Source organism: Rhodococcus sp. 15-649-2-2 (assembly GCF_002258645.1).
GTDB lineage: Bacteria > Actinomycetota > Actinomycetes > Mycobacteriales > Mycobacteriaceae > Rhodococcoides.
Genome location: NZ_NPFM01000022.1, coordinates 261428 through 276834, shown reverse-complemented (window position 1 = coordinate 276834; position 15407 = coordinate 261428). Strand labels below are relative to the sequence as shown.

General features: G+C 65.8%; 13 protein-coding genes. 8 read left to right on the top strand and 5 right to left on the bottom strand.

The genetic code is table 11. The annotated features are described in order from the left end of the window. The first annotated feature begins 35 nt into the window (after positions 1–35). A complete protein-coding gene (locus CH305_RS15250; RefSeq protein WP_032402970.1) occupies positions 36–1277 on the top strand; it encodes an AI-2E family transporter in 1242 nt (413 codons plus the stop codon). On the opposite strand, the gene CH305_RS15245 is transcribed toward CH305_RS15250, so the two are convergent. Both CH305_RS15245 and CH305_RS15240 read right to left on the bottom strand, forming a co-directional pair. Then, the gene (locus CH305_RS15245) at positions 1259–4267 is read right to left on the bottom strand and encodes an AAA family ATPase (protein WP_094704113.1); all 3009 of its coding nucleotides are present in this window, start codon (positions 4265–4267) and stop codon (positions 1259–1261) included. The two genes, CH305_RS15250 and CH305_RS15245, sit on opposite strands and share 19 nt — an antisense overlap. Next, a complete protein-coding gene (locus CH305_RS15240) occupies positions 4264–5448 on the bottom strand; it encodes an exonuclease SbcCD subunit D (RefSeq protein WP_094704112.1) in 1185 nt (394 codons plus the stop codon). The genes CH305_RS15245 and CH305_RS15240 overlap by 4 nt, the downstream gene beginning before the upstream one ends. Positions 5449–5573: 125 nt before the next feature. On the opposite strand from CH305_RS15240, the gene CH305_RS15235 reads away from it, so the two are divergent. Both CH305_RS15235 and CH305_RS15230 read left to right on the top strand, forming a co-directional pair. Further along, positions 5574–6740, top strand: coding sequence for a DNA recombination protein RmuC (locus tag CH305_RS15235; RefSeq protein ID WP_032380535.1), 1167 nt, complete (start codon positions 5574–5576; stop codon positions 6738–6740). Positions 6741–6760: 20 nt separating this feature from the next. Next, positions 6761–7933 (top strand): DUF6542 domain-containing protein, encoded by a 1173-nt coding sequence (locus CH305_RS15230; protein ID WP_176458259.1) that lies wholly within the window; start codon positions 6761–6763, stop codon positions 7931–7933. 36 nt (positions 7934–7969) lie between these two features. Here the strand turns inward: CH305_RS15230 and CH305_RS15225 are convergent, their stop codons facing one another. Further along, the gene (locus CH305_RS15225; protein WP_032402967.1) at positions 7970–8977 is read right to left on the bottom strand and encodes a 4-hydroxy-3-methylbut-2-enyl diphosphate reductase; all 1008 of its coding nucleotides are present in this window, start codon (positions 8975–8977) and stop codon (positions 7970–7972) included. 88 nt (positions 8978–9065) lie between these two features. Here CH305_RS15225 and CH305_RS15220 point away from each other — a divergent pair, with 88 nt between their 5' ends. From CH305_RS15220 to CH305_RS15210, 3 genes are read left to right on the top strand one after another with little or no spacing between them, the layout of a single operon-like run. Further along, positions 9066–9665, top strand: coding sequence for a lipid droplet-associated protein (locus CH305_RS15220; RefSeq protein ID WP_032402966.1), 600 nt, complete (start codon positions 9066–9068; stop codon positions 9663–9665). Next, positions 9662–10924: an exodeoxyribonuclease VII large subunit gene (xseA, locus tag CH305_RS15215; RefSeq protein WP_094704111.1), complete on the top strand. Its 1263-nt coding sequence runs from the start codon at positions 9662–9664 to the stop codon at positions 10922–10924. Before CH305_RS15220 ends, xseA begins: the two co-directional genes overlap by 4 nt. Positions 10925–10937: 13 nt before the next feature. Next, positions 10938–11162: an exodeoxyribonuclease VII small subunit gene (locus CH305_RS15210; protein WP_032380531.1), complete on the top strand. Its 225-nt coding sequence runs from the start codon at positions 10938–10940 to the stop codon at positions 11160–11162. On the opposite strand, the gene CH305_RS15205 is transcribed toward CH305_RS15210, so the two are convergent. Continuing rightward, positions 11159–11731, bottom strand: coding sequence for a DUF4245 domain-containing protein (locus CH305_RS15205; protein WP_032402964.1), 573 nt, complete (start codon positions 11729–11731; stop codon positions 11159–11161). The two genes, CH305_RS15210 and CH305_RS15205, sit on opposite strands and share 4 nt — an antisense overlap. Positions 11732–11866: 135 nt before the next feature. On the opposite strand from CH305_RS15205, the gene glpX reads away from it, so the two are divergent. Both glpX and CH305_RS15195 read left to right on the top strand, forming a co-directional pair. Further along, positions 11867–12907: a class II fructose-bisphosphatase gene (gene glpX, locus CH305_RS15200; RefSeq protein WP_032402963.1), complete on the top strand. Its 1041-nt coding sequence runs from the start codon at positions 11867–11869 to the stop codon at positions 12905–12907. 32 nt (positions 12908–12939) lie between these two features. Further along, positions 12940–14343 carry a class II fumarate hydratase gene (locus CH305_RS15195; RefSeq protein WP_094704110.1) on the top strand — a complete coding sequence of 468 codons (1404 nt, stop codon included), beginning with the start codon at positions 12940–12942 and terminating at the stop codon, positions 14341–14343. 101 nt (positions 14344–14444) lie between these two features. Here CH305_RS15195 and CH305_RS15190 read toward each other — a convergent pair whose 3' ends face one another. After that, positions 14445–15302, bottom strand: coding sequence for an acyl-ACP desaturase (locus tag CH305_RS15190; protein WP_094704109.1), 858 nt, complete (start codon positions 15300–15302; stop codon positions 14445–14447). Between the last annotated feature and the right edge of the window lie 105 nt (positions 15303–15407).

Here is a 15407-nt window from a genome sequence, read left to right as displayed (position 1 = left end):
ACGATCCGCCATCCGCCGAATGTGAGGAAGCCCCAGTGACCGAATCGGCAGTGCCAGGAAAATCCACGGCATCCGCCAAGCCCGACAAGGACCGCGGGGACCTCATCGGGGTCGGCGGCCTGTGGCTCGCCAAGTGGTCGCTCATCCTGGTGTCGATCGCGGCCGGAGCCTGGGTGTTCGGTTGGCTGATCGGTCATCTGTGGGTGATCCTGTTGCCGGTCCTGCTCGCAGTCATCGTCGCGACGGTGTTGTGGCCGCCGGCGAAACTGATGATGCGGCTCGGATTTCCTCCCGCGCTGGCCGCGTCGGTCTCGCTCGTGGTGTTCTTCGTCGTCATCGGCGGCGTCATCACTCTGATCATTCCGTCGGTGGCCGAGCAGGCTCCCGAGTTGGTGGACCAGGCGTCGGGCGGAATCGCGCAGGTTCAGGACTGGCTGAAGGGCCCGCCGCTGAACATCGGCGACGACCAGATCGACTCGGCCGTGTCGGCGATCGTGTCGCGTCTACAGGACAGCGGCGAGGTCATCGCCACCGGCGTGTTCACCGGCGTCTCCGCCGCCGGCTCGCTGCTGGTCACTCTCGCGTTGGTGCTGGTTCTGTCGTTCTTCTTCGTCAAGGACGGTCCGAAGTTCCTGCCGTGGCTGCACGGGTTCTCCGGTGGCCGCGCCGGACGCCATCTGGGCGAGGTGCTCTCGCGGATGTGGGCGACGCTGGGCGGATTCATCCGAACTCAGGCCATCGTCAGTTTCATCGACGCCTTCTTCATCGGCCTCGGACTCGTCATTCTCGGCGTTCCGCTGGCGCTGGTACTCGCAACGCTGACATTCCTCGGTGGGTTCATCCCGATTGTCGGTGCTTTCGTCGCGGGTGCGCTCGCAGTTCTCGTGGCCCTGGTGGCGAACGGGCTGACCACGGCGTTGATCGTGCTCGCCATCATCGTCGCGGTGCAGCAGTTGGAAGGCAATGTGCTGCAGCCGATTCTGCAGAGTCGAAGCATGAACCTGCATCCGGCGATCGTGCTCCTCGCGGTGACGGGCGGCAGCTCGTTGTTCGGCATCATCGGTGCATTCCTCGCAGTTCCGGCCGCTGCTGTTGCCGCAGTGCTGATCCGATACCTGTCCGAACAGATCGACGCACGCTCGAACGAACCGGACCAGGACGAACTGGAAGACGAGATCCCGCCGCCCGAGGGACTGACCGACGAGCAGGCCGGTCTGGACGACGAGGGCGAGTCGAAGCCCGACAAGACTGCGTCAGGTCAGGACGCGACGACCTGAAGCGTCGAACCGGTGCGCTCCCGTTTGACGTAGAGGCGACTGGGAATGCGCTGGCGCATCTCGTCGACGTGACTGACTACGCCGACGACGCGTCCGCCTGCGCGTAGTTCGTCGAGGACGGCCATCACCTGCTCGAGAGTGTCGGCATCGAGCGTGCCGAACCCCTCGTCGATGAACATGGTGTCGAGTACGACGCCACCGGATTCGGCGGCCACCACATCTGCGAGTCCGAGCGCGAGGGCGAGCGAGGCGAGGAACGCCTCGCCGCCCGAGAGGGTCTTCGCCGAGCGCACGACACCGGTGTAATCGTCACGGATGTCGAGGCCGAGACCACCGCGCTTGCCCCTCGCACCCGCCTCGTCGGAATGGACGAATTCGTATCGCCCCGAGGACATCCGACGCAGTCGCGCCGAGGCCGACTCGGCGACGTCCTCGAGCCGGGACGCAAGAACATAGGACCGCAGCGACATCTTCCTGGCATTCTGACCGCGCCCGGCCACCACGTCCGCCAGGTTGGCGAGCTCGTCGAATTCCGCGCGTTGCGGCGCGATGGCCTCGGCCGCAGTCGACAGTTCGGCGATCAGCCGTTCCAGATCGTCTGCGCGCCTTCGGCATTCCGCTACCGTGGCGGCGGCGGATCTGACCTGCCGGTCCAGCTCGGTACAGGCCTGACGCAGCGGATCCAGGTCCACCGGCGCATGCCCGTCGACGGCAACGATGGTGGGCTCACGTAGTACGTGTTCGGCATGCGCCCGACGCTCGTCGGCGGCGCGGAGTTCGGCCTCGATTCGCTCGACGCGATCGGCGGTCAGAACGGCCCCGGCAGCGGCCTCGACGGAGGCGAAACTCGATGCGGTAACTCGTCGGTCCAGCTCGGCGCGCAGCGCATCGGACTGTGCGGTGGCGTCGAGCCAGACGATCCGTGCCTCCTGGATTCGCCGCGCACCGTCTATCAGGGCCTCACGTTCGGCAATTCGAACGATCAGCGACTCGCCCTCGCCCACTTCCTGCGACACCGACGCACGCATCTGCGTCAGCGATTCCTCGGTGGCCGATATTCGCTCGTCCACGGCCACGCGGGACGCGACGAGGTGGTTGAGTGTGACCGTCAGTTCGTCCGTCTCACGGCGCAGTCGGCTCAGTTCCGCCCGCGCCGGATCGGCATCCGCGGCGCTCACACGGGCATCCTGCACCGAACTCGTTGCGGTATCGAGGGCCTGGGTCAGCTCCGCGAGAGTCGCTCCCCCGGTGCGATCGTGCAGCAGGTCCACTGCGAGTCTGGCCTCCGCGACAGCCCCGACCGCCTGATCGCGGGCGGCAGCTGCCTTACGTTCGGCAGCGGCTGCCTTGTCTTCCTGCGCCTTGGTCACCGTCGACGTCGAGGCCGCAGCGGGGTGAGGATGCGCGGCCGATCCACACACCTGGCACGGCTCGCCGGCTTTCAAGAAGGCCGCCAGCTCTGCTGCCATCCCGTCGATGCGGCGCTCACGAAGATCGAGGAGGTGCTCCCACGCGGTGTTGTGTGCGGCGGCGGCACGGTCGCGGGAACGTTCGCACTCGAGAAGCGCGGCGCGCTTGCGTACCAATTCGATGGCGGATTCGGCGGCCACGCGAGCCCGTTCGCAGCGCTCGTCGAGTCCCGGCAGCTGTGTCGCGGCGGCATCGGCTCGCGCTACCCGAGATTCGGCGGCCGCGATCTTCTCGGGCATCGACGCCTGCTGCTGCTCGGTGCGTTCGATCTGCGCTGCAATGCTGCGTTGTTGTGCTCGATAGTCGACCAGGGCACCGTCGAGCTTGTCTGCTTCGCGTACGACCCCGAGCAACGACTGCATCCGTGCGACGTCGGTGGTCCAGTCGCGCACGAACTGCGCGACGACGGTGCGCTCGTCCGCAGGATCGCCCGGCGCGGGTGGCCAATGCAGGGCGTCGTGAAACCGCTGCCCCTCCAGCGACGTCGGTAGCTCGCGTTCGGCTGCGGCCAGCGCGGCGGTCGCCGCCTCGCCCGCCGCACGTGCCAGAGACAGATCCGCAGCGGCGTCGGCGATCGGTCCTGCGGCCGCGGAATCTGCCAGTTCGGTTCTGCGCGCTGCTCGTGCCACCTCCCCGTTGTGGTGCTGTGCGAGTTGCTCCTCGGCGAGAGCACGCCTGCGCTGCAGATCCAGAACGATCGTGGCCTGAGCCAGCGCCTCGGACGCCCGCCGAGCTGCCGCGTCGACCAGCACCGCGCGCCCCTGAGCAAGGGTCCGATTCTGGCGAGCGTCGGTCAGGACGTCGGCCGCCCAGTCGAGCGGGTCCTGTTGTTGGCGGTCGTCGGTGACGGGCTCGGGCACTCCCGATGCCTGCGACACCCGCCCGAGCATGATGTCGATGTTGTGGTGGGCATCGGCGAGATCGGCGGCCAACTCTCGGCGGCGCTGCGCGAACCACTCTTCGACGTCACCGAATCGGCCTGTGTCGAAGAGCCTTTCGAGCAGGCTCCCGCGCTCGTCACTGTCGGCTCGCAGGAATCGCGCGAATTCGCCCTGCGGTAACAGCACCACCTGAAAGAACTGGTCGGCGCTCATTCCCAGCAACGCGTTGACGGCGTCGCCGATCTCGCTGAGCCGGGTGAGGTTCTGCCCGCGACCGTCGAGCCAGGTGAGACTGGCTTTGGCGTGTTGCTTGGTGGTTCCGGTGCTTCTGAGCTTGGGGCGCAGGAACTCCGGACTGCGCACGATTCGGATGCGCCGTCCGCCGAGGGTCGCCTCGAGGGTCACCTTCGGTACCGCTCCCACGGCCGCGTGGTCGGACAGCAGTCGCTTACCCTCGCGGCGCGCCCCTGGCACGGTTCCGTACAGGGCAAACGCCACGGCGTCGAGAACCGTCGTCTTGCCGGCCCCCGTGTGCCCGTGCAACAAGAAGAGCCCATCGGCTCCGAGCGCATCGAAATCGACCGTCTCGGTACCCGCGAAGGGTCCGAAAGCGGTGATCTCGAGCGAATGCAGCCTCATGCAGCACCGCGGTCTGCGGTAGCTCCGTCGATGGTTTCGTCCTCGCGCTGTACCGACGCCAGAGCGCGGGCCAGCAATGCGGACTCCGCTGCGGTGGGTTCGCTACGCATGTCCGTCAGGAACGAGGTGGCAATGGCGAGATCACTGCGACCGCGCACCCGGTCGCGGTAGCGAAGCTCTCCCGACCCCTCGGGGCGACGCCACTCGAGGTGTATCGCGTGCCGAAACCGCTGCTGCAGCAACCGCATTGCGTCCACCGGACGGACGTCGTCGGTGAGCACGGCAGAGACGTAGTGGTCCTCGACATCGGAATAGGTTGCGTTTGAGAGCAATTCCTCGACCGTACCTTCGATGCGGGCGAGCCCGCGCACCACCGGCAGGTCCACTCGCTCGACGTTGCCGAGTCCGTTCGCGTCGAGTTCGAGAATCCACACGGCCTTGCGGTGCGATCGCTCGCCGAACGAATACGGCAGAGGAGACCCGGAGTACCGCACTCGGTCGGTGAGAATCTGCGGAGAATGCAGATGACCGAGCGCGACGTAGTCGACTCCGTCGAACGCCGACGCCGGTGCGGTTTCGATGCCACCGGAGGAAATGGACCGCTCCGATCCGGTCGCCTCACCACCGACGATGAACGCATGCGCGAGCACGACCGACCGAACATGTTCTCCTGCAGCGGCTCTCGCATCGAGGTCGCCGCGAACACGATCCATCGCGGCTCCGAGCACCTCGGCGTGGGTACGCGCTGCAGGAACATCGAGTTCCAGGCGGGTGGTCTCCGGCTCGAGATACGGAATGCCGTAGAACGCAACGCCGCCGTGCTCGTCGTCGACGACGACCGGTGTGGCGACATCGCCCACCCGAGTCATCAGGTGCAGGCCTCCCGCCGCAGCGAACGCAGCACCGGCTCCCAGCCGAGCCGGGGAGTCGTGGTTGCCCGACGTCGCGACGATGACGGCACCCGCTGCTCGAATTGCTTCCAGCCCGCGATTGCAGACCAGCACGGCGTCGGCGCTGGGCACAGCACGATCGTAGATATCGCCCGGTACCACCACCACATCGATCGATTGTGCCGCAACCAGTTCCGCGATGGACCCCAGCACAGCGCCTTGATCGGCCAACAGGTCGACACCGTGAAAGGTGCGACCTATGTGCCAGTCCGAGGTGTGCAGGATTCTCATGTGTTCGACGCTATCGGCAAGCACCGACAAACTATTCGAGGCGCGTCGGCCTGTCGGGAACTGAGGACGGTCAACGAACTCCGCGCAACGAAGTCTGTCGGTACCTTCCTGCATCATCTGTTTCCATGAACATTCTCACGGCGTTCGGCCTGCTCGTGGCCCTCGGCATCGGAGCGGTGGTGGGCTGGTTGCTGCACGCCTCGCGGATGGGCGACAGAGCTGTGCGGGCCGAGGCGCAACTGGCTGCGCTGCGCGAGCACGAAGGCATGCTTCGGCAGTCGCTGAGCGCGGTCAACGAGGATTCCGCTCGGCGACACTCCACCGTGATCGGGCAACAGGTCTCGCACCTGGTCGAGCCGTTGCACGACGCCGTCGATGCACTGTCCGAGCACGTCCGGCAAGTCGAACACAATCGAATCAGGGCCTACGCAGGATTGTCCGAGCAGGTCACCGGTATGCACCGAGCGTCGATGCATCTGTCCACCCAGACCAGCCAGTTGGTGACGGCGCTGCGTGCCCCGCAGATCAGAGGACGGTGGGGAGAGATCCAGCTCGAGCGGGTCGTCGAGCTCGCGGGCATGCTCAAGCACTGCGATTTCGACACTCAGGTCAGCAAGGACGGCATCAGACCGGACATGATCGTCCGTCTCGCCGGCGGTCGTCAGATCGTCGTCGACGCCAAGGTGCCGTTCGCGGCCTACCTCGATGCTGCTCAGGACGATGCCCCGGGCGCTCGCGAGAAGAACCTGCGACGTCACGCCAAACAGCTGCGGACCCACATCGATCAGTTGGCCGACAAGGCGTACTGGGAGGCGTTCGAGCCGACGCCGGAATTCGTCGTGCTGTTCGTTCCCGGCGACCCGTTTCTGGATGCAGCACTGACGTCCGATACCGGCCTGCTCGAGTACGCCTTCGGAAGGAACGTGATCCTGGCCACCCCCACCACCCTGGTCGCGCTGTTGCGCACGGTGGCATACACCTGGAAGCAGGAGTCGTTGGCCGAGGACGCGGCGCGCATCCAGCAGTTGGGGCGCGAGTTGTACACCCGCATCGGCGTCGTGTCGACGCACTTGGACAAGCTCGGGGCCAATCTGGGCAAGGCCGTGGACTCCTTCAACTCCACCGTCGGATCGGTGGACTCCAGGGTTAGCGTGACGGCGAGAAAACTGCACGAACTCGAGCTGTTCGACGCCGAGCCGGTATCGATCGGTCGGGTGGACGGACGCCCCACACTGTCCGATTCGTCCCGCTACCGGCACGACTTCGGTCATGTCGACGATGCAGTCGGCTGAACTACGGCTAACCTCGAGGGGTGTCTACCTCCCAACGTGCCCGATCCGGGGTACCGCTGGATCACCGATCCATCCTCGCGACTCTGCCCGGTGTGCCCGCGTGGGGTGCCGTCGCGATCGCCGCAGGCCTGACTTTCCTCGGGTTTCTCATCGATGCCGCCCGCGGCACCGAGCTGACCGGCGCGTTCGCGTTCTTCTACATCCTCGGCTGCATCGCTGCCGTGGTGCTCGTTCGTTACCGCGGGCTGTTCACCGCGATGGTGCAAGCTCCGCTGATCCTGTTCGTCGCCGTACCGCTGTCGTACCAGTACTTCACCGACAACGCAGGTACCAGCCTCAAGGACATCATTCTCAACGTCGCGATTCCGCTGGTCAATCGCTTTCCGTTGATGCTGCTCGGTACCGTCGTGGCCGTCGGACTCGGAGCACTGCGCATCGTGCTCAAGCGGCAGAACACACATGCCCCCGCCGTTCGGCGAAGCCAGAAGGCCGAGGGCACCGCTCGTCGAAGCTCGAGGTCCGAGAGTGCAGTACGCCGCACTCCGAAGACCGGTGACGACAAGCCCACCCGTGCGCAGCGACGTGCGCAGGAAGAGCGTCCCGAACGCACCCGGAGACGGGCTAACCCGTCGGCCGATCGCAGCGCCGTCTCCGCGACGGAGGCCACCGATATCGTGTCCGAGCCGTACGTCGGCCGAAGAGCATCCGATTCCCGTTCCAATCCGGCTCCGCGCACGTCACGGGTCGTGGATCCGAGTGCGAGCCCACGCCGCTCGTCCGGGGCGGTACCAGCGCCGCAGAGCCGACACTCCGGAACCGACTCACCTCGGCAGGATCACGCCAGGTCGGAGCACCAGAAGCCCGATTACCAGCGTCCGCAGTACCCACAGGCTCAGCCTCAGCAGCCTCAGGCTCGGCAATCACCGCGGCCGCAGTCGGGCGAACCTCGGTACTCGACGGAGCCTCGCCGCCCGCGGTCGACCCAGGTGCAGCCTCCCCGTGAGGTCCCCGGCCCGTACGCCACCGGCTCCCGGCCCGTCGTGACTCCACAGACCACCTCGTCGAGCCAGACCAGCTCGTCGACCGACGCGAATCAGGCTCCCGGCAACCACTCGCTGCCCGGCGCTCATCGGGACGACATTCCGCCGCATCCGGTGCCGCAGGTTCGCTACCGCGACCGCCACACGGACTGAACGAGTTCCGTGGGCGTCGGCGATCGGGTCGAAGACCTACCGAGCCGGACGAAGTTCGCGGGGAAGTGAGAACACCAACGTCTCGTTTGCCGTGGTGACCGGCTGCACGTCTGCGTAGCCGTGCTCGGCGAACAGGTCGATGACACCCTGCACCAGGATCTCCGGCACCGACGCACCCGAGGTGATGCCGATGGTCTCGACCCCGTCGAGCCAGGCCAGGTCAATCTCCTTGGCGTAGTCGACGAGGTAGCTGGCCCGCGCACCGGCGTTCAGCGCAACCTCGACCAGGCGCACCGAGTTCGACGAGTTCTTCGAGCCGACGACGATCACCAGATCGCATTCCGGAGCCATTGCTTTCACCGCGACCTGACGGTTCTGGGTGGCGTAGCAGATGTCGTCGCTCGGCGGGTCCTGCAGCGTCGGGAATCGCTCGCGGAGCTTGGCGACCGTCATCATCGTCTCGTCGACGCTCAGAGTGGTCTGCGACAACCAGATCACCTTGTTCTCGTCGCGGACGGTGACGTTGTCGACCGACTCGGGGCCGTCCACCAGCTGGATGTGCTCGGGAGCCTCACCTGCGGTGCCCTCGACCTCCTCGTGACCCTCGTGACCGATCAGGAGAATGTCGTAGTCGTCGCGAGCGAACCGCTTCGCTTCCTGGTGCACCTTGGTCACCAACGGGCAGGTGGCGTCGATGGTGCGCAGGTTCCGCTCTGCGGCGGAGGTGTGCACGGCCGGGGATACGCCGTGCGCCGAGAACACGAGCAGGGAACCCTCGGGCACCTCGTCGGTCTCCTCGACGAACACCGCGCCGCGATCGGACAGCGTCTCGACGACGTGCCGGTTGTGCACGATCTCCTTGCGCACGTAGACCGGCGCACCGTGTTGTTCCAATGCTTTCTCGACGGTCTCGACCGCACGATCGACACCTGCGCAGTAGCCACGGGGCTCCGCGAGCAGCACTCGCTTACCCCCGGCGTACGCGGACTTACCCGCGCCGGCTGATTGTGCGATACCAAGATTCAGAGGAACGGCCGAAGACATACCTCCAGGATACGTGTAGGTCGGAACCACGCTGCGTCTCCAGCCTGTCGGCTACCCAAAGTTCACGACTTCGGGCAGTCTGGTGGGCATGACTCGAGTCCCCTTTGCAGCTCGCGTGGCCGCTGGCGTCGCAGTGACCGTGGTAGAAGAGGCTCGCAAGCTTCCCGGTTCCGCCCTGATGCTGCCGATGACGGTTGTCAGTGAAGCGCTGGCCCGCGGTATGCGATTTCAACAGCAGGTGACGGCGCTGGCCATCAAGGGCGATCTGATCATCGCGACCCTGCCGGTTGTCGGCACTCCGCGCGAGGAGCAGCCCGCGTGGGCCTCATTCGACGAGGACGACGACGACGCTTTCGATACCCCTGTCATCACAGACGACGTCGATGTACCCGATGCGCCGGTGGCCGAGCCGGTCGCCGCCAACGGCCGCTTTGCGCTGTACTCGACGCCTCCGCTGGACGAGCCCGTCCAGGACACCTCAGCCAAGCGGGCTCCGTCCATCGACAAGCCCGAGATCGTCGAGATGATCGACTTCGACACCCTCGCGCTGGCGCAGCTGCGCGCACGGTTGCGCACACTCTCGGTCGAGGACCTCGAAACTCTGCTGGACTACGAGAACGACACGCTCGCCCGCGCGCCGTTCCGGACGATGCTGGCCAACCGAATCACCACCGCCAAGGCCAAGTGAGCACTCCCCCACCTCAGTCCGGTCCTACCCAGCCAGGCGCGAGCACCGCCGAACAGCCATGGCCGGTGCGTACCGTCGCGATGAAGGTCGCCGGCTGGATCGACAAACTCGGCAGCATCTGGGTCGAGGGGCAACTCACCCAGATCAACGCCAGACCCGGCACCCGCACGGCCTTTCTGACGCTGCGTGATCCGTCGGCAGACATGTCGCTGTCGGTGACATGTTCACCTCAGCTACTCGACCGTTCGCCTGTTCCGCTGACGGAGGGCGCACGCGTCATTCTCTACGGCAAACTGTCGTTCTTCACCGGCCGCGGAACCATTTCGCTGCGCGCCACCGACATTCGCGCTGTGGGCGTCGGCGAACTGCTCGCCCGCATCGAACGTCTCCGAGCTCTGCTCGCCGCAGAGGGGTTGTTCGACCCGCGCCTCAAGCGACCGTTGCCGTTTCTGCCCGGCACCATCGGACTCATCACCGCCAGGGCCAGCGCAGCCGAGAAGGATGTCCTCACCGTCGCCCAGAGGCGTTGGCCTGCGGTTCGATTCGAGGTCCGCAACACCCCGGTTCAAGGACCTCAGGCGGTGCCGGCGATTCTTGACGCGCTGAAAGACCTGAACGACGACCCCGCTGTCGACGTCATCATCCTGGCCCGCGGCGGTGGCAGTGTCGAGGATCTGCTGCCGTTCTCGGACGAGGCTCTGTGCCGCGCCATCTCTCGGGCCACCACACCGATCGTCAGCGCGATCGGTCACGAGCCCGACAGTCCGCTCAGCGATCACGTCGCAGACCTGCGCGCCGCAACCCCCACCGATGCCGCCAAACTCGTGGTTCCCGACGCCGTCGCCGAACAAGCGCTTGTGTCGGAGCTGAAGTCCAGAAGCGCTGCAGCTCTGCGTAACTGGGTCGAGCGCGAGGCACGTGGCCTCGATATGCTCCGGCACCGACCGGTATTGGCAGATCCATTGGCCTCCCTCGAGCAACGTCGCGAGGAGATTCGACGGCTGACCGACGCGGCACGACGCGACGTGCAGCGCGAACTCACCACCCAGGACACGCTCGTCGAACATCTGCGGGCGCGGCTGTCGACGCTGGGACCGGCTGCCACACTTGCTCGGGGCTACGCCGTCGTGCAGCGGGTGGTGGCGGGCTCCGATCCCGAAGTGCTGCGTTCGGTGGAGGACGCGCCGCCGGGTACACAGATCAGAGTGCGGGTGGCCGACGGTGCCGTCACCGCCGCAGTGATGGGCCGAGTGAAATGACGAAGGAGATTCGATGAGCGAGAACGAAGACAAGCCGGTATCGGAACTGGGCTACGAGGAAGCCCGTGACGAACTGGTGGGAGTGGTGAGGATTCTCGAGCAGGGCGGGCTCGATCTCGATGCGTCGTTGGCTCTGTGGGAACGCGGCGAGCAACTGGCATCGCGGTGCGAGGAACAGCTTGCAGGTGCCCGCAAGCGGATCGAGACCGCGCTCGCGAGCACCGAGAAGGACGGCTAGGGAACGAGCGGTTCGGTGGCCTCGAGGATCGACGCGAGAGTGGTGAAGTCCTCGGTGGTTGCGGTGCCGCCCAGCAGTATTCGGACGTCGCCGAAATCGGAGACCCAGTAGTTTCGCGAACCTTCCTCGCCGTAGACCACCCAATCTCGACCCGACACGTTCTGTGCGCCGGACGCGTACGCAGTTTCACTTCCGGCCACGAACGGAACCAGCTGTTCCTCGGACGCCGAAGACTGGGTCAGTTGCAGGTACGCACCAGTACCGGTGATGTATCCGACAGTCGATACCGCTCCGCCGTTGTCGCCGGAGATGGTCGCGCGACTGCCCGAGTTGGGCGTCCAGCCCTCGGGAACACTCGGATTGCGCACCGGGAAGCCGATTTCGGATGCGTCGTACTGCAGCGCGGTGTTCACGTCGAAGTTCGGGATGGGCCCCTGCTTGGGGCCACCGGGGCTCAGCGAGCACTGGCTGGCCACACCCGCGATCAGCAAACAGGCAATGACCAGCGGAATGAGCGACCAGACCATGTCGCGGTTGTTGTTGAGAATCCGAGGTTTGCTGTTCGCCACTTCACCAGTATCCCCTCTGCGCGGCAGTGCTCGGTCGGCGCGTACCTCACAGTCGACCCGACCCAACCGCAGGCATCACAGAAGTGAGATAATCGCGCCTGGGTAACACCCCACCAACCAGGAGGCTACAAACCGATGACGGCCAGCACCGAGTCCACTCGCGCCATGGCGCCAGATCGCAACCTCGCACTCGAACTCGTACGCGTCACCGAGGCCGGTGCGCTCGCATCGGGCCGCTGGGTCGGTCGCGGCGACAAGGAAGGTGGCGACGGAGCAGCGGTCGACGCCATGCGTCAGTTGGTCGCCTCGGTCTCGATGCGCGGCGTCGTCGTCATCGGTGAAGGCGAGAAGGACGAAGCGCCGATGCTCTACAACGGCGAAGAGGTCGGCAACGGCAACGGACCGGACGTCGACTTCGCCGTCGACCCCGTCGACGGAACGACGCTGATGGCCAAGGGCATGCCCAACGCCATCTCGGTCCTCGCCGTCGCCGAGCGTGGCGCGATGTTCGACCCGTCCGCCGTCTTCTACATGGAGAAGATCGCCGTCGGTCCCGATTACGCGGACGTCATCGACATCACCGTCCCCGTCGCCGAGAACATCGCTCGGATCGCCAAGATCAAGAAGGGATCTGCGTCGGACGTCACGGTGTGCATCCTCGATCGCCCGCGGCACGCCGAACTGATCCAGCAGGTGCGCGACGCCGGATCCCGCATCCGGTTGATCTCCGACGGTGACGTAGCCGGTGCGATCGCCGCTGCTCGTCCCGACTCGGGCACCGACATGCTCATCGGAATCGGCGGCACGCCCGAGGGCATCATCGCCGCCGCCGCGATGCGGTGCATGGACGGTGCCATCCTGGGGCGTCTGGCACCCACGGACGACGACGAGAAGCAGAAGGCCATCGACGCGGGCCACGACCTGGACCGCGTCCTCGACACCAAGGACCTCGTCTCGGGCGAGAACGTCTTCTTCACCGCCACCGGCGTCACCGACGGTGACCTGCTGCGCGGCGTTCGCTATGCAGGCGGCGGTGCGCACACCCAGTCCATCGTCATGCGATCCAAGTCCGGCACCGTGCGCATGATCGACGCCTACCACCGCCTCGAGAAGCTGCGCGAATACTCCTCGGTCGACTTCGACGCCGACGAATCCGGCCAAGCACCGTCCTTCTGATCCCTGAAACCACGACTGGCAAAGTAAGGCTCATGACGCAGACAGACGAACAGCAGTTCCGGATCGAACACGACACCATGGGAGAGGTTCGCGTTCCCATCGACGCACTCTGGCGTGCCCAGACTCAGCGTGCGGTGGAGAACTTCCCCATCTCGGGACGTCCGCTCGAGCGCACCCAGATCCGCGCGATGGGTCTCCTCAAGGCAGCCTGCGCACAGGTCAACAAGGACCTGGGCCTGCTCGACGGCGCTTTGGCCGACGCGATCATCGCGGCGGCCACCGAGATCGCCGACGGCAAGCACGACGACCAGTTCCCGATCGACGTCTTCCAGACCGGCTCGGGCACCAGCTCCAACATGAACGCCAACGAGGTCATCGCGTCGATCGCCAAGGCGAACGGCGTCGAGGTGCACCCCAACGATCACGTGAACATGTCGCAGTCCTCCAACGACACGTTCCCGACGGCCACCCACGTTGCCGCAACCGAGGCAGCAGTCACCTCACTGGTGCCCGCGCTGAAGCACCTGCACGAGGCACTCGCCGCGAAGGCAGTCGAGTGGAAGACCGTCGTGAAGTCCGGCCGCACCCACCTCATGGATGCCGTGCCGGTCACCCTCGGCCAGGAATTCGGCGGCTACGCCCGTCAGATCGAGGCCGGCATCGAGCGCGTCGAGGCCACCCTGCCCCGACTGGGTGAGCTCCCCATCGGCGGCACCGCCGTCGGCACCGGCCTCAACGCACCCGACGGCTTCGGCCCGAAAGTTGTTGCAGAACTGGTCAAGTCGACCGGCATCGATGCGCTCACCGCAGCCAAGGATTCGTTCGAGGCACAGGCCGCACGCGACGGACTCGTCGAGGCATCGGGTGCCCTGCGCACCATCGCCGTGTCACTGACCAAGATCGCCAACGACATTCGCTGGATGGGATCGGGACCGCTCACCGGACTCGGCGAGCTGGCCCTCCCCGACCTGCAGCCCGGTAGCTCCATCATGCCCGGCAAGGTCAATCCCGTTCTGCCCGAAGCTGTTACGCAGGTCGCCGCACAGGTCATCGGCAACGACGCCGCAGTTGCCTTCGGTGGCGCATCGGGTGCATTCGAGCTCAACGTGTACATCCCGATGATGGCGCGCAACGTCCTCGAATCGTTCCAGCTGCTCGCCAACGTCTCGGTGCTCTTCGCCGACAAGTGCGTCGTCGGCTTGGTTGCGAACGTCGATCACCTCAAGACTCTCGCCGAGTCCTCGCCGTCCATCGTGACGCCACTGAACTCGGCAATCGGCTACGAGGAAGCGGCAGCCGTCGCCAAGCAGGCACTGAAGGAAAAGAAGACGATCCGTCAGACGGTCATCGACCGCGGACTGATCGGCGACAAGCTCAGCGAGGCAGAACTCGACAAGCGCCTCGACGTCCTCGCCATGGCGAAGGTCAAGGACTAGCTTCCCCGCTTGCCCCGCCGGACCCCTCAACGCGTGAATGGTCCATTGCACCGCCGAGACGTGTGCAATGGACCATTCACGCTTTCGAAAGGGGCCGAACCTCAAGCCAGGTGAGCGAGTTCCTCGCGTGCCTTCAGCCCGTCCTCGCCCAGATCGGTGCGATCGAAGATCTTCCAGCCGGCGAGCAGGGGCTTGAAGACCTTCTCGCGTTCCTGATCGGCGTCGTAGATGCCGGCTTCGGCGAGTGCGACGGTGCTGTTACCGCGCTCGGGCAGGTCGACGACGGGGATCGCGAACCCGTTGACGCGATCTGCGATTGCGCGCACGGCCTGATCCGGCACCACGGCGAAGGCCTCATTCAGGATGTTGGCGTAGAACGTCGACTGCAGCGCATCGTCGTCGGCGATCTTGCCGAGGATGGTAGCCAGTACCGGATCCTTGCTGAGGGCAACCGTGTTGCGGTGACGCAGCGCGGCGGCAGCTTCCTCGATGGCGAAGTGGGCCAGGATATCGAGCAGATGATGGCTCGGCGCGTCGTAGCCGAGTGTCATGTGCTCCATCCGGACGCGCTCGAGCGCGACCGGATCGACGGCGCGGGTGAGTACCAGGAAGTTGCGCAGCACGATCGACTGCCGGTTCTCCTCCGACGTCCATCGGCCGGTCCACTTCCACCAGGCACCGAGGCCGGTGAGTGCATGGGCCAGTTCGCGGTGGTAGGCGGGCAGGTTGTCGGCCACCAGGACTGCAACCGTTGCGGCCAGGATTTCGACGTCGCTGAGGTGCGACTGCTCGGGCGTCCAGTCCTCGCCGCCGAGGAAGGCGAAGTTCTTGCCCTCGTCGAACGGTGCCAGGTCGTGGGGGTGCCACTCGCTCGCTACCTCGATGTGGCGTCGTAGATTCTCTTCGACCGCGGGCTCCAAACGGACCAGCAGATCACCGTCGGACAGGTTCGTAGACATGTGGTAACCGTAGCGCCTGCACTCCAGCGCCCGACGTCATGCCCCTGACCTCTGTGATTTCTCCTAACGCCAGGTGGACGCAGGTCTATTCTCAGTGCATCCAGC